Origin of the sequence: Pseudomonas sp. CFBP13509, assembly GCF_005233485.1 — a bacterium.
Taxonomy (GTDB): domain Bacteria; phylum Pseudomonadota; class Gammaproteobacteria; order Pseudomonadales; family Pseudomonadaceae; genus Aquipseudomonas; species Aquipseudomonas marginalis.
This window is the reverse complement of record NZ_QGAA01000004.1, coordinates 99524-115154: the sequence shown is the minus strand read 5'-3', so window position 1 is coordinate 115154 and position 15631 is coordinate 99524. Positions and strand designations below refer to the sequence as shown.

Below are 15631 nucleotides of genomic sequence, written 5' to 3'. Positions count from 1 at the left end.
CCTTGCAAGAGATTTCGAGCTGACCGTTAGAGATCGGTTCACACCTTTTTTCTAGTGCTGTGGCCTTCACGTGATTGGTATCCATGCTAGCGTCGCCGCGTTTTATTTTGAGTATCGAAAGCTGAAACAAGCCCTGCAGAGTGACGAGAGGAGTCGCCCGGATGCCGCTAGCATGAACATCCACGCCAGGCTCCAGTAGGGCTGTCTCAACATTTCGTCGCGGCTTGATAAGATCTATTTCTTCGCTTTCTGCGGAACCTTCTGGATCGCAGGTTTTGACAACGCAATGCACGATAATCTGTGCTGCCCCCAGGCTTTCAGCGCGGCAAAGGGAAACTCCTGGCCACAGCCGGGGCACTTACGTTTCGCATTCCAATGAACATCCATTTTTTCACCTTATGTAGTCACCGTAACGGTATGTCTCAATGTCCCGAAAGCACCAACGACACCAAAGATCGGCTCAATGCTCTTATCGCTCCTCACCACCACTTATCAGTATGCTTCGTAGCATCCGATCAGGACACAGAGCATTAAGAAACGTGATTTGTGTGATTCGTCGCGGATCGATGGGCAGGAAAAACAACTGCAGCTAACTTCTCTAAACCGGCAGTGTGAACATTCATGCGGAGAGCCCCCTCGTGCTGTAGCCTCTGTCTAGCAGGAAATCCCGAGCCCATTTGATTACGGGCAAGATCACGCGGAACGAACTTTAGCGCTGGTTACAGCGTGCACCAATTCCAAAACCACCGTTCATTCTTCCCATCCTGACAAATCCCCACAGATTGATGCTAATGTGCCATCCATGAGTATACCTTAGCCAAGATTTCATCTGCGCATTGACGCGCCTGGCGTAATAGGGAGGCACCGTCCGTTGAGTTCTATTCACGTAGCCAGCGATCGCCAGAGCGCTGTACGACTGCTTGCTTGCATTGACGCTGGGTCCACAGAGGTCACCGATGACTCGTGGGGGAGCGAAATTGCAGCAGTGCTGCGCGCTCAGTCCCGACTTCAAGCCCTAGATTTCTGGATGCGAAATCCAGACTATCTTGCCAACGAATTGCTCACCGAGTTTGAAGCAGGAGGTGATCCGGCGTCATTAGCTCTGGCGCAACAGATACTCGATTCCCGAGAGCCCGACCTGCGTCGTGTTCCGATGATCCGCTATCGCTTCGGCGCCTTTGAACCGCTGGACAACGCATTATCGATTCTGCGCGCTGCCGAGTTCATCAAGATCAAACGTCAAGGATCTCCCGGTAAGGTGCAAGAGCATATCTACCTATTGACGCTCAAAGGTAGAGAAGCCATGAACGAGCTGTCGGGGATGTCTGAAGAGATCAACTGGTACAGAGATAGAGCCTGCGTGGTAGCCCGGATAGCCGGCGGCGCGGGAGGCAAGGCACTGAAGGACCGCCAGTATCTTCAGGCTGAGTACGCCGACACCGCACTCAAGCACATCATTGCGCCGATTACGGATCGTGTACGTCAACGTTTGGAAGCTCTTTTGCAAGGAAATGCCGCATGACCATGAGTTGGCTCGAATCAGTCGCCAATGACGCCGGGTTGTCAGTAGCGGACGCTGAATCGCGTCTTCAACAGCGTGGTGTTTACGTAGATCGGCCCGTAAGGCCAACACCCAAGTTAAGCGTGACGGGTATTGCATTCAAGGGGCAGAAAGTCGGGAAGATCGAAGGTGCTATCGATTTTAGCTGGACAGACTTAAGCCCTGGCGTATGGGCCGTCACCAGTCACGGAAGTCTTGGAAAGTCTAATCTCGTGGGCAAATCGAGCGTTCTCGAGATCATCCTTTGGTGTTTACGTGGTGAGGTGAAAGGCCTGCAGGAGGATGTCCGCAGCTGGCTTTCATGGGTGCAGCTCAGCTTCAATCTTGATGATCGCCCCCACATCATTGAGTTCGATGTCAATGATAAAAGGCCCAATGGGGTGCTCAACGTCATCCGACCTAATGGAGTCACTGATACCATTGACCGGTTTAGCAGCGATGGAGGTTTTGCTGCAGCGATGTCGCGCTTCATGATGAGCGCCTTTGATCTTCAGTCAATACCATCCCGCAAGGATAGTATTGAAGGCGGTAGTACCGTCTCCCATGGTTGGCCAGCATTATCCGGAGCGCTTTACTTTGGCGGGGACCACAAGGCTCTGTTGGGCGACGTGCTGATGGCGGGACTACCCGCGCGCATGCTCCAACTGTATATCGGCTTGCCGTGGGCGAGCACTGTGATGCAAGCAGGCACTGCCAAGAAGGAAATCGAGCAGCAACTGGCGTATGCCAACCGAACTCACACCGCTCAAAATCATCAGTCAACAGAATCAAGAGTCCGAATATCAGTCCAGCTTGAGCAGGCCCGTCGAGATCTCACCTCTCTAAATAGCACAGGTATTACTGCAGAATCCCTAGATAAGTTGACTAAAAACACGAGGGAGCTAACCACTCAGACGCTGCAGCTCGAACAGGCAAAAGCCCATGCAGCGGCGGAGTTAGCCGCGCTTAGAAGCGCATCAGATGGCGACCAGCGAGCACTCCGAGACCTGCGAGAGAATCTAGTCACTACTGCCTTCTTCACTGGGTTGCAGCCTAGCTGCTGCCCTCGTTGCGAGAAAGCAGTACCGCAGGCACGGATCAAGCGAGAAAGCGTCGAGCAGAGTTGCTCGCTGTGCTCAGAGCCTATTAGCGTAGACGAGCAAGACGATAGCTCCGAGATGCTGAGCGCAGCAGAGACGCAGGCAGCCGCTTCGCAAGCCGCCTATCAAATTGCGAAGACGATCCACCAGGATATTGAGTCCAAGACCAAGTCCGTGGCCCATCAACTCTTTCTTGCCCAGCAAGCACTAACCGACGCAAGCAAGAGTATGAGTTATCAGCAGCAGCGAGCTGCCGAAATTCTCGTAGCGCGCCTGGAGGGCGAACTCCAAGCACACACCACTCCCCTTCTGGCACCTAAGCCGCCCGAGGACGCTGGGTTGATTGATTTTGCTTTAAAAGAGGCGAGAAAAGCCTTTGATGAAGGCAAGGTTGATCTGATGGTTAAACTCAACCAGGAGATCCTTAGACTGGCAAATGAGTTTGGTGCGCTAGGACTCGAGTCCATTGAGCTTGGCTCGGATGCAAGAATGACTGTCGGCAAAGGTAATCAGAAGTCACCCTTTAGTAAGCTGACTCCAGGTGAACGTCTCAGGTTACGCATTGCGACGGCCATCGCATTACTGCGCGTTGGCCAGAGCCTGGGGGTCGGGCGTCACCCAGGTCTATTGATCATCGACTCCCCCGGATCCGAGGAAACAAGCGAGGGAGACCTCGCCAAGCTCCTGACCGAGCTTCGGCGGGTCGCCAATGAAACACAGGGGCTGCAGATCTTCATTGCGAGCGCGAATGCGCCCGCTGTACTCAATGCCCTCGGAGAGAACCAATGCCGAGTGGCGCCGGAAGGCGGCTATGCCTGGTAATGAGCAGACTTGCCTGTTAGAGGTTATAGAACGACATCTACAATCAGCGAGGCCGCTGACGATTGCGTCATTGGGAGGGATAGCAGACCTAATGGCGCAAGCCCAGTCGCTCGTGGCATCACCGTTCCTTGATGTAATCGCAGAACTTGCAGGCTGCGCGCTGCCTGATGAGGCGATAGAGATGGACAGCCTGCTGCTCGAAGGTTTTGCGAAGTGCCAGGATCCTTGCGCAATTCGCGCTGCGGCAGATATCGTAATCTGCGACCTTCCTCTGCGTCAGCGAATCAGTGGTCGACTTGCCGCAACACTGGAACGACGCATCGAATCTCAGAATACTGATAAACAGGCACTAATAGCCGCCTACGCGCTTGAGGCGCTCTTCCGCCTTTCCTTTGTCTCCTGTATCACAAGATTCATTCCGCTCAAGATCCTGGCCTGCATTAAACCAGACATCAACAGCCTGTATGCACAGCATGCGGCAAAGCTAGCAGGTGCTGCATTTAGCACTTGGCAAGAATCTGACTTGATCAATGCTTTGAACGTACTGCGCAAAATTGACGGCGCAGAGGGGGAAGCAGCCTTTGAACTTGCACTGGTGAACCTCTCGAAAGCTTTGGATGCCGGATCCCTCAAAGAAATTGACCAGCACCTCGAAGTCGCAAGAATACTTTTGCGCGACGCCCAGGCAGTGGACGAAGACCGGGCCGATGCCGCCGCTTATACAGCAGTCATCGATATCATTAGAGGATTCCATGCGGGTGCAGAGCCGGCGTTCATAAACGGACGTGCAGAGGCTCTTACCAGAGCCGTTCAAGACCGCGCTTTGGTTCTAGATAAACAGCACCTTCCGGACTGGCTGCTCCCACGGGCTGACCGTGAAATTCAATGGGTACGATTGATGAGGTCGGTGCAGCAGGCTTGCAACGATTTGACGCGTCCAAGCTGGCTAAAAGCGAGCGCGATCATTGAGAATCTGCTGGCGGTCTTTGACGCTGACCGCACCTTCGAAACACGAGGCGGACTTGGCCAGCTTCTGCGCCCCAAAATAGAAGCGAGTTTCGTACGAGAAAGGGGGCAGTTAGCGCTTCTTGAGGAGCTGCTCGATGAGCCGGACTGGGAACCGAAATACAAGGAGACAGGACGTGCTCTTCGTGCCTGCATCACGCAAATGGAGGTCAACGGGGCTCCTTTGGGAAAGCGTTCGCCTAACACGAATTATCCTATTCTGGAGCGGCTACTCGGAATCCCCGAGCTTCCGTCCGACTGGGCTTCCGACTTATTACACCGTTTAGAAACGACGCTGAAGGACCGTTACGATCCCTATCACGATTTCAGCAACCCTGTGGTACAGCGCCTACTTCAGGAAGCCACATCTAATCTCGCGTCCTGTCTGGACTATTCAGGGGAGGTCCGATTCCATTTCAATGAGCTTTTGGCTCAGATCATCCTCTTTTGTAAAACTCGTCAAGATGGGGGAACCAAAGAGTTGCGTGACCGCGGCGACTATTTACGTGACCGAGATGCAACGGAGTTCCAACTTCAGCAAGACCTTTGGCAATGGTTATCTGGAAACTTTCGCCATGGTGAAGTCCTTGACGAGGTAGAAGGCGTTGCGACAGGCCGAGCGGACCTCTATACCGGATTCGGTGGCCATAGATTCGTCATCGAATTGAAGCGCCATCATGGACATTTGGATCGTACTGCTGCGAGAGCTTACTGCAATCAGGCAGCCAGCTATCAAAACACAAACGTCAAGCTCGGCTTTTTAGGTGTGCTGGAGATTGCAGACCGCACAGGGCCGCCACCAAGCCTGGAGGAATGCATCTGGTACGACGCCGTGCTGCCAACAGGCAGCAGTATCGCGCGTCATCTGATTATTTTCAGAGTGCCCGGCAATCTCATATCGCCGTCCTCGATGTCATCGAAGACTCCAAAACCCAGGAAAAAAAAGGTCGACCAATAACGCATGGGGACGACTTCGCTGCAGCCTGTTTCGCGATGTATACCTGATAGGTGTCGGCTCGTGGCGGATGCTCAGGGTAGGAAAAGACGACCTTTTCAAACCGTTCAAAACAAAGATATCCGACACAACGTAGTCTTGGCGTTAGGCTCGGTCTGAGTTTGACGCACCTTCAGAGTTGAAGGAAAAACCGTACCTTGATTAGCTAAATGAGGATAGATATGGCATCCGCCAAACAGGACTTCGAACGATTTGTAGCATGGCTTCACCAACATGATGAGATAGCTCCCCCAGATGTGCGACGTCTGGCCAATCTGGCGTTGGCGAACTTCGATGCTCTGGCGGCTACTTCACGTCATCGCAGCCAGCGTTCTATCTATTTAGAAGGCCTGCTCCGGCCGGCACTGGCGCATACATCGGATGCACCCCCTGCAGCCCCAGCAGCGGCCGCCAACGGCGCATGGCCCTGGAAGCGGCTCCGGCATCTAACGTTGGGGCCATTTAGGGGCTTCCGCACTCCGGAGCCATTCGACCTTCAGAAGCGGATCGTCTTGTTCTATGGCCCAAATGGCAGTGGCAAGACCAGTTTTTGTGAAGGATTGGAGTACGGGTTACTAGGTGCGGTCGAAGAAGCTGAAAACAAGCGTATCGACGCCAAAACCTATCTCAAAAATCTTCACGCGGGACAATTTTCTGCTCCAGTCTTGAAAGCAACAGACCACCAGAATCGAGAAGTGGATATTGTCTCGAACCCCGATACTTTTCGATTTTGTTTCATTGAAAAGAACCGTATTGACTCCTTCTCCAGGATTGCAGCAAGACCAGCCGGTCAGCGCACTGAGCTCATCGCGACGTTGTTTGGTATGGAGCAGTTCAATGAATTTGTAAGCCATTTTAATGAGAGCATTGACAGTCAGCTCGTTCTGGAAGCAAAGAACGAGACTGTCTTGACAGAGCGCCGCAGAGCACTCGCGAATGACCAGGCGACGGTTGAGGCCGTGGCTCAATCTCTTGCAGATTTGGCGACGGAAGAAATGGAACTGGGCCATCGCTACTTCACAGAAACCAGTTACGTTGAGCTCAAGCGACTGATTGGCAGCGAGGAAGCCCCAGGCCGGCTTCACGAGTTGAATAACATCCTGAACTCAATCCCTCCAGCAGTCATAGGGTTGACGTCTGCAGGTCTGCTAACAGCCTTTGAAGAGGCTCACCGGTGGCATGAACAGGCCGAGAAAATATCAGGTGTACTTGAAGAGCGTAGCGCTCAAGTATCGTTCAAGGATCTGTACACGTCGGTGATCGCGCTTCAGGAAACTGAGGGTGACCATTGCCCGGCATGCGATACACCACTTGAAGGCCCATCTCATGTCGTAACCAATCCTTACGAGAAATCGCGAGCGGGCCTGGAGCAATTAAAAGACCTTGGCGAGCTTCAAGAAAGCCTGAAGAGCACCAAGGCAAATATGGCAGTTGCTTCACGTGCTTTACGCCAGCAACTTGCAGACATGGGAAAATTCATTGCTTCCCAGCTGGAGATGGATACCCCTCTTGGCCGTTACCTCTCTGGTCTAGAAATAGAACCCTCAGGCTCTTGGTGGATGAGTCTCTATCCGATTCAGGCTGAAGGTCATCCAGAGGGATCGGGACTTACAGACCTTCTCTCCCTCGCTGTCCGCATCGAGAAGCAAGACGCCACATCGCGACTCGCGCTTCAAGACCGACAAATGAGAATCGAAGAACGAGATCGCCTGATCGAACTCCAGCTCTTGGTCCATACCCAAGATCAGAAACGACAGCAGTCTCTCGGCAATGTTGCTGAAGCGAAAGCCAGAATTGCCGCCTTCGATGAAGCAAACGCCCAATTGATTGATGACGCTGAAAAGGAAGGACAAGACATCGCCCGAGATCAGCCGATCAAGGTCGCCTACGACTTGTTCCTACGAAAACTCAGAGAATATCGAGAGCAGTTGCCCGGTACCCTTATCGCCGGCCTCAACGAGTCGGCCATGAACCTCTACAACGAGTTCAATCGAAATGACCACGACGTCGATAAACTTGAGCAACTGCATTTACCTCTAACCGGCGACGGAAAGATCGAGATCACCTTCCGAGGTAATCCTGGGGTGCGAGTCGACGCCTTGCACGTCCTAAGTGAGGGGCACGTCCGCTGCCTTGGCTTGGCAATCCTATTGGCAAAGGCAAAGAGTATCGAAAGCCCCTTGGTCGTCTTCGACGATGCCATCAATGCGATTGACCACGATCACCGCGGCGGAATCAGGGAGGCAATTTTCGAGAATGACAACTTCTCGGATATGCAACTTATCGTTACGTGCCACAGCAACGAGTTCATCAAGGACATCCAGCAACACCTACCGCAAAAGCAGCGAGGCGACTGTGTAGTCTATCTGCTCCGACACCATACCGGCGACTACCGCCCCAGGGTCCGAAATAACGTCCCGACCAAGAATTACATCGTCAAAGCAAGAGAGGCCAAGGACAATCTGGAGAATCGAGAGGCGTTGGCTTCGGCGCGCCAGGCGCTCGAAATGTTGTCAGAGAAAGCATGGCGCTGGCTTGGCAGTTACGACCTAGGACTGATCAGCTTGCTTCTCCCTGGAGTCGGTGCAGAACCAAGCTTGCGCAACCTCTGCGAGGCCCTTGCAAGGAAACTCAAAGATGCCACGACATTCAACCATGAGAGCAAGGCCCCATTATTAGCCGCATACGACACGATCCTCGGGATACCCTCGAACAACCTTGTATGGACTTACTTAAACAAAGGGACCCACGAGGAAGCGGATCGCGACGACTTCGACGCCGAAGTGGTTGAGACTGTAGTTCAGATCCTCGAGACGCTGGATGCAATCAACCTAAGGCCAAAAAAGTAAGTGGGGTACTCAGCGAGCTTCGCGAAAATCGCGTGGCCTTCAAATAACGCTACGCCATTGGATCATATGAAGCTACAGGGGGGTGGTCACTTGCTGTCACCGGCGTTTCGGTTTGCGAACTGAAAGTAATGTAGCCGTTCCACATGCGTATGTGGTTTGCAACGGTTGCGGTCTGGCTCACGGCTAGCGTCTCGTCACTCTCGAGTGCGGTGGGGGCAGGAAAAAACGGCGCTAATATCCGCGCCCGGCGTAAAGCCGGGCATTAATAAAACGTAAAGAATGCTGCCCTTGTGGCGCTGCCTCGGGGCCACCCCCTCTCTTTCCAGAAGGCATGACCGGCCCCAGGCGCTCACCACTATGGGGTAGCGGCAGGCGCTTCATGGCTGTCGTCAGCCGGGTCCAGACGAAGATCCAGAAGATAGTGGTAAATATGGACAGCCGAGCCGTTCACCGGCCGCGTCTCCCGGTAGCCTCTCAAATGGGGGTGCTCTTTATCGAGCGTGAGCGTGCCCTGGCTGTCGAAACCGGCATAAATGGTTTCATTGACCCATCGCTCGTATTCAGAGCACAGACGTCGGAAGTCGCCGGTCGAGTAGACGACAATGGCAATAGAGGAAACCCCCAACGAATTGTACCCTGCAACCTTGTCGAGATGGTCCTCGAACGTATTGCGTCCTAAGCTGCGCAGGTGGAAAGCCTCGACAATCGAAATGCAATTCGTGCCTACGTAGATGCCACCATCAATTTCCCCTACCCCTTTTTTTGAGGCAGAACTGCCCACCCTCGCTTGGTCTTTCACCGTCCAGCTCAGGTAATCCAAGCGATGGCCCAGCAGCGAAGTCAACCAGTCATTGATCATGTTTTCGTGGTCTATCGACATCGGTGCGTCACCGTCACTTGGGCGGTACAAGTTGTTCTTTCGCGTCAGAAGCTCCTGGGCCACGCCGTACAGGTTGTTTGCAAGGAAAGCTTCCAACGTATCGCCCTGCTCTGCCTGACCAAACACCAGGCTTTTCTCGTGCGGTGACAATGCGCGGATTTCCTGCCACATGACCCTCGCCTGCGTGTGATTGGGCTTAATGTACAGGTCAATCACATAAGGAGAGCGCTTCAAGCGCAAGACGTTGTTCTTCCTGAGATCCCTTACCAGCTCTTCGAATGCCTGCTTCTGCTCGGCAGGTAATTCGAGATGCAACTTTTCGACCTCATGCAAATACGTCAGTGCCTCCTCAACCCGCTCTTGTTCTTGGAGGTACGCGCAACGGACATGCATGAGCTCGCAAGAGAGCAGATAGCGCTCTGGCACTTCACACCAGATACGATCAAACTCTTGCCACTGCTTGCATTCCAACAGAAGCCACAGTGCCTCCTCGAAATCCAAGACACCCACGTGCTGCGACTCAACAGCACGATAGACCTCGCGCCACTGTTCATAGCGTTGCCAGCTCTCGCTACCTACCTTGTTCACCCCCTCTCGTTCTGCGAGGGCACGACTCGCCTTGAGCCTTCCCGTCGCGTAGGTGATCTGTCGCCGCTCCTTCAGCAGGGTGTCAAACAGGTAGAACGCCCGCTGGGCATCGACCCTCAAATAACAGTTCGCCATTAACTGCCGGGCATACCGAGAGACCTCATCACTGATATCCCTGGCGTCGTCGAGGAACGCGTCCAGCTTGGCAATCCGTTCCTTATCGTTGAGGGCCGCATCGTCGGCAATCGCTTTAAGCGCAATCAACTCGTCCAACGGCTCAAATGAAACAGAAGAATGGCTGCGTTTACAGGAAGCGCCATACTTCACCAGACGCTGTGCAAGCTTTAACTGGCCGGCGTTGGCCGCCATCACGGCCACCCGGGATATCTCTGGAATCCAGACAATCCTTTCAGCATCGAAGTCCAGCGTGGCCAACTGCTCTAGAATACGCGACCTCCTTGCAGACGATCGCGTCGCCTCATACAGCTCAAGCCATCCGCCAAGGGGCGTTGGCCCCTCCTGCAGTACGCAGAGGAACTTCTTGAAATCATCCATCTTGAACACGTTGCTTGCCTGGCACACCCGCGCCCACAGCTGAACCTTGCTGTGGCCGACGCTATCGTTGAAGACTTCAAATACCCCGGCTAAGCGATCTGCGGCAAATCCAAAATCCTGAATCAAGCTCAGCAAGGCGTCGAACACATCTTTCTTAGATTTTGGTTCAGTATCAGCGACAAGCCGTAGCAGAAAGCGCAAATGAGTCCTTACTGCGCCAAATAACCCCCTGTGACTTTCTTCAGTGGCCTCAGTGTCATGTGCGAGTAGATCATCAAAGGCATGAATCACTCTGCGGCGCAGGCGCTCATTGCAACAGCGCAGCAGCCCACTCCAGTCAAAGCTGTCGAACACGGGACCGTCATCTATGCCGATATGCACGCTGGTGAAGCACTGTTTTAGATGCCTCAAGTAGTCCGTTGCCAATAACGTGGCAACGTGTTCGACACCCGCTATTTTTCGCGCATCGATGCCTTTGTATCCCTCTGACAACGCCTCGATGCACCAGAACGAAAACATCCATTCAGCAACCGGTAGCTCGTCAAATCGCCCCCTCAGCCGCTTGCGCCTGGCGATCAGAAAATCAGCAGCCAGGAGGCAGTGGTCTTTAAACAGGAGCGAGGCTTTGCCGTCTTCAGGCCTACGATACTCCATACGCTCGACTGCCTGCTTCAAGTCCGGTAGCAACTCCTTGCCCTCGGCATGAGATTCGGTCTCACGCGCCGCCATCCAGGCGAAAACCTCGGCAATCGCCAGCACAGTGTCTCTGGCCGACTCGGTATCAGTCGGCTCATCATTGATGATGGTATACAGCTCCAGGGCTTGGGCGAACACCAATTGCTGCCAGGCCCAGTCGTAGTCATAGCGTTCCGACAACCGCTGAGCGGCACGGTGCAGCCACTCATGGATCTTGATCAATCCGATATGACTGGTGGCCCTGTCGCGCAGCAGCAGGCACGCATAACGTGAAGATTGGATTTTCCTGAACAGGATTTCTGCCAGATGCGGCGCCTGCGCCGAGTGCTGCAACAAAAGGTGCGTGTAAGGAGAACTGTCTCGCCCTACACCCTCTTCGCATTCGTACTTCACTATGCCTGCCACGAGATGATGGGTCGTCTCGTAGTCGTAATAGTTCCTCGCCTCTTTCCACCACTGGAAACAATCAAAAACGCGCTCGTTCCGCAGGCGCCGATAGTGCTCGATCACGTCGTCCAGTTGGGACAGATCCAGTGCTGAGCAATAGGGCTCCTGCTCGCTCGCAACGAAGCCGGTACGCACCTCATCTGAATCCCGCCGTGCAGGTCGCACGATCGCATTCACTCGATTCTCGGACAACGCGATATCGGCCGCACATTCTTCCCAACTGTCATGTAGGGAGTCATCAGCCATCACGTAATGAAATGCACCCGCTAGGAAGTCCTCGCGCAACTGCGCAGAGCGGAACTTCAGGTGAAAAACATACGGCCGCCTGTAAGCCAGCACCATTTTCAACCACCATTCCTTGAATGCCACCTCCTGGTCCGCCCTTGACGCCCTCAACTGCTCCCAAAGCAGCGTGCCGACCCCGACAAGATCTTCGTCCTCAAAGGAGATCTTGTAACCACCGTATGACGCAGACAACTTGTGGCATGCTTGCAGGTAGCCCACTTCGGTGACACAGCACTCATCGACCCGCACATGCGGCGCCACCCAGCCCTCGCCACCGTGTTTGATGTCATAAAGAGAAGCCACTGTCGCAAGCTGTTGCCTCAGCTTTTGCGGCATGTCGTCGGCGACGGGAATCGGTCTGACCACCTCCAGCAGCCCACTTTTAAAGGTCACCACACGCTGCTGTTCAAGCTCTGCCAGCGGCACAGGGTCTTTCAACGCTTGCCAGTCCTCGTAATGCAACCAAGTCGCCTGCTCTTGCAAAAGATCGAGCACCGTGTCGCGGTTCAGCACGCGAGGAAAAATAGTGCCGGCCGCCAGCAACTCAGCGAGATAGCCATGCAGGGGTGTGATGACGTCGGGGCCGCCCCGGTCCGGATGTTCGTAAAAATCGAGTTTCTTCTCGAGATCTTGAATGAGACGAGCGGTATTCACCCCATGCTTCCTTGCGCGACTGGAAATAGCCGGTCACGCTACCACTCTAGCTTAAGGGGCGCATTTGAATTTTATGCGCGCAGTTAGATGAACGAATCTTCATGTTGCCCGTTTGTTTACACTCGGTGATGGATTTCTATCCAAGAGCATCACCGGCGCTGTCCCAACCAGTATGACAACGCCAACGCTCAGGAAAGCCGGTTCGAATAAGCCACTACGGTCTTTGACCCAGCCGATTAGATAGTGCTGCAAGAAACGGGCTGATGCCCCCAACGCCGCGATCAAACCGATAGCCGCCTCGGCGGCCCTGCCCGACAGCAATCTGCGGGGTAATCGCCAGAACGACTCCATCGAAGAAAAGCAGGCCGCGCAAGCGATCGCGAAAAGCCACCATGATCAGCACTGAAGAAGGCAGCGCCAATGCAAAGCCGATGGACACCGCGCATGCCACCGGGGCAGCGCGATATGCCAGGCCTCGATGCCTGACCTTCCGGTATAGAGTGCGCGCCGCAGCATCCTCACCGCAGCGAAACCGAAGGGAATGGCGGTGATCTTACCGATCTCGAAGGCCGTGTAATGAGTCTGTAAGCTTCCTCGAAAGACTTGATCACCAACGGCCGGGCACCTCCCCTACAAGTCGAGCCTGACGTACACTGAAAGCCATCAACGACCACCCTGCTACGCCTCAGAAATCGCCAATCGCGATCGCCCGCGTGCCCCGCGCAACTGGGGGCAAAACTGGGGGCATACTTTAGTTTTTCCGACCTGAAAATACTGCGCTAGAGCCCAGTCAAAATGTTCTTCGGCGCCCCTGAGAGCCTTTAGGCTTCGTCTGGCAGGCTGTTTAGCTGAGCATTTCTGGCTTTTCATGGGCATGGAGATCCATTCATTTGCAAGCCCGCCAGTCCCGTTGCCTCACCGAAATCGCCATCAATTTATTCTGGCCCAGCAAATACAACCGCGCCCCGTCAATAAATGGTTCAGGCACCTGATGTTCGATCTGTTCGGCGATTAACTGCGCGCGCAGCCTTTACTGCCAATGCGAAAACCTTGGAGCGCAGGTGCGACACCTTCGGCCAGACCGCATGCACATCAGCGTTACCGAAAAACGACTTGCGACACGAAGCAGACATTAGAGCAGGTAAATAAGCCCGTCGTTTTTCTTCCTTTGGCCTCGTTTTTTGCCAGCAGATTTCAGGTTGCTCACCGAGCACTCCGATAGAATCAGGCAATACTAAAATCGAATCAGGCATAGTTCCCAGCCACTCTCCGCCCTAGCATAGCCTGACCTTATATATTCAGGAGTGCGCCCCATGCGTGCAGAAAAAACCATTTTTATCACGGGCGTTAGTAGCGGCTTTGGCCAGGCCCTGGCTAAGGAAGCTCTCGCTCAGGGCCATCGAGTGATCGGCACTGTTCGCAGCGAATCCTCTCTGGCAACGTTCCAGGCGCTCTTGCCTGAGAGAGCCCATGGCGTGGTGCTGGACGTTACCCACTTTAATGCCATCGACGCCGTCGTCGCCGCTATTGAGGGTCAGTATGGCCCGGTGGACGTGCTGGTTAACAACGCGGGTTATGGCCACGAAGGGGTTTTCGAGGAGTCGTCGCTGGAGGAAATGCGCCGTCAGTTCGACGTCAATGTATTCGGCGCGGTGGCGATGACCAAGGCGTTTGTGCCCTTTTTTCGCCAGCGGCGGGCGGGACGTATCCTCAATATCACGTCCATGGGTGGCTATATCACCATGCCAGGTATTGCTTACTACTGCGGCAGCAAATTTGCCCTGGAGGGCATCTCTGATACGTTGAACAAAGAGCTTGCGCCCTTCAATATTTTTGTAACGGCCGTGGCGCCGGGGTCTTTCCGAACGGACTGGGCAGGTCGTTCGATGCAGCGTACGCCGCGCAGCATCAGTGACTACGATGCGACTTTCGACCCGGTGCGAAAAGCCCGTGAGGAAAAAAGCGGCCTTCAACTGGGCGACCCGCAGAAAGCCGCACGCGCCATGATGACTATTATCACCAGCCCTAATCCGCCGGCTCAACTGCTGCTGGGCAGCGACGCCCTGGCTCTGGTGCGTGACAAGCTGCAGCGGACGGCGGAGAGTATTGAGCAATGGGAAGCGCTGAGCTGTTCCACGGACGGCTGAGCATAAAAGTGGAGAACGTACAATCGATGCCGAAATCCAAGGACCCGAGCACTGCGCGTATGGTGCAGTTGATGGGCCAGCTTGCACCGCTGGAGGGTTACAACCTGAGTCCGCTGGATGATGTGCGTTTTCTGCGTTCCAACCGGCCGCTGAAGCGCACCCCGGTTCTATATGAGCCGGGCATCGTCATCCTCTGTCAGGGGCAGAAACGCGGCTATCTGGGTGATGAAATTTACATCTATGACGCCCAGCATTATCTGGTGGTGTCAGTGCCAGTGCCTTTTACAATGGAGACCGACGCTAGCGAGGCGGAGCCAATGCTGGCGGTGTACATACGTCTGGATTTCAATCTGGCCGGCGAGCTGATTCAGCAGGTAGATGAGGTATGGAACATCCGCGTGGCTCAGCCTATGGGTATGTACGCCTCGCCCATGGACGAACCGCTGCGCCAGTCGACCCTGCGTTTTCTGGAAGTCATGGGCGACTGCACCGACGCGCAAATCCTCGGACCAGCGATGTTGCGCGAACTCTACTACCGCATTCTCACTGGCGAACAAGGCGGTACCCTACGCGCGGCTATCGCCCAGCAGGGTCAGTTCGGCAAGGTGACGCGCGCCATTCACAAAATCCACCGCTGTTACCACGAGCATCTGGATGTAGAAATCCTCGCCCAGGAAGCGCAGATGAGCGTGCCTAACTTTCATCTGCATTTTCGCAAGGTGACCGATTCCTCGCCTATGCAGTACCTCAAGTCGACGCGGTTGCATCAAGCGCGATTACTGATGCTGCGTAACGACCTGACAGCGGCCAAGTCGGCATTTCTGGTGGGTTATGAAAGTGCTTCGCAATTTAGCCGCGATTTCAAGCGCCTCTTCGGACGCACGCCAATAGCGGAGGTGGCGCGGATGAAGCAGGCTTATACGTTGCCGGCACCGACAACCCCGTCGCCCTTCGTGTCATCACACTGAGTTTCAAACAATCCTGTCTTGCCCGTCGCCAGTAGGCGTGGGAACGTGCGGATGGCGTGCCTGCCGACACAACGGGCGAGTGAAGTGTCACATCTGCTGCC

At 54.5% G+C, this 15631-nt stretch carries 8 protein-coding genes; 6 read left to right on the top strand and 2 right to left on the bottom strand.

Translation table 11 applies throughout. From position 1 onward, the window contains the following. Nucleotides 1-871 precede the first annotated feature (871 nt). The 4 genes from PspCFBP13509_RS08435 (at nucleotide 872) to PspCFBP13509_RS08420 (ending at nucleotide 8310) form a co-directional block, all read left to right on the top strand. A complete protein-coding gene (locus PspCFBP13509_RS08435) occupies nucleotides 872-1522 on the top strand; it encodes a hypothetical protein (RefSeq protein WP_137211811.1) in 651 nt (216 codons plus the stop codon). Then, entirely contained in the window at nucleotides 1519-3462 is a 1944-nt protein-coding gene (locus PspCFBP13509_RS08430; RefSeq protein WP_137211810.1) for a hypothetical protein, read from the top strand. Before PspCFBP13509_RS08435 ends, PspCFBP13509_RS08430 begins: the two co-directional genes overlap by 4 nt. A 91-nt stretch (nucleotides 3463-3553) precedes the next feature. Further along, a complete protein-coding gene (locus PspCFBP13509_RS08425) occupies nucleotides 3554-5425 on the top strand; it encodes a hypothetical protein (protein WP_242001058.1) in 1872 nt (623 codons plus the stop codon). Nucleotides 5426-5643: 218 nt separating this feature from the next. Further along, the gene (locus PspCFBP13509_RS08420; protein WP_137211808.1) at nucleotides 5644-8310 is read left to right on the top strand and encodes an AAA family ATPase; all 2667 of its coding nucleotides are present in this window, start codon (nucleotides 5644-5646) and stop codon (nucleotides 8308-8310) included. A gap of 355 nt (nucleotides 8311-8665) precedes the next feature. On the opposite strand, the gene PspCFBP13509_RS08415 is transcribed toward PspCFBP13509_RS08420, so the two are convergent. Both PspCFBP13509_RS08415 and PspCFBP13509_RS08410 read right to left on the bottom strand, forming a co-directional pair. Further along, entirely contained in the window at nucleotides 8666-12415 is a 3750-nt protein-coding gene (locus PspCFBP13509_RS08415) for a hypothetical protein (RefSeq protein WP_137211807.1), read from the bottom strand. Nucleotides 12416-12629: 214 nt separating this feature from the next. Further along, nucleotides 12630-12854, bottom strand: a complete 225-nt coding sequence (locus PspCFBP13509_RS08410) for a hypothetical protein (protein WP_137211806.1) — start codon at nucleotides 12852-12854, stop codon at nucleotides 12630-12632. A gap of 874 nt (nucleotides 12855-13728) precedes the next feature. Here PspCFBP13509_RS08410 and PspCFBP13509_RS08405 point away from each other — a divergent pair. Both PspCFBP13509_RS08405 and PspCFBP13509_RS08400 read left to right on the top strand, forming a co-directional pair. Then, entirely contained in the window at nucleotides 13729-14562 is an 834-nt protein-coding gene (locus PspCFBP13509_RS08405; protein WP_058426034.1) for an oxidoreductase, read from the top strand. 26 nt (nucleotides 14563-14588) lie between these two features. Continuing rightward, nucleotides 14589-15530, top strand: coding sequence for an AraC family transcriptional regulator (locus PspCFBP13509_RS08400; RefSeq protein WP_056859947.1), 942 nt, complete (start codon nucleotides 14589-14591; stop codon nucleotides 15528-15530). The last annotated feature ends 101 nt before the right edge of the window (nucleotides 15531-15631 follow it).

Coding starts and splice junctions, on each gene's coding strand:
- PspCFBP13509_RS08430 (WP_137211810.1), top strand. CDS start 1,519: ATGACCATGAGTTGGCTCGAATCAGTCGCCAATGACGCCGGGTTGTCA.
- PspCFBP13509_RS08425 (WP_242001058.1), top strand. CDS start 3,554: ATGGCGCAAGCCCAGTCGCTCGTGGCATCACCGTTCCTTGATGTAATC.
- PspCFBP13509_RS08420 (WP_137211808.1), top strand. CDS start 5,644: ATGGCATCCGCCAAACAGGACTTCGAACGATTTGTAGCATGGCTTCAC.
- PspCFBP13509_RS08405 (WP_058426034.1), top strand. CDS start 13,729: ATGCGTGCAGAAAAAACCATTTTTATCACGGGCGTTAGTAGCGGCTTT.
- PspCFBP13509_RS08400 (WP_056859947.1), top strand. CDS start 14,589: ATGCCGAAATCCAAGGACCCGAGCACTGCGCGTATGGTGCAGTTGATG.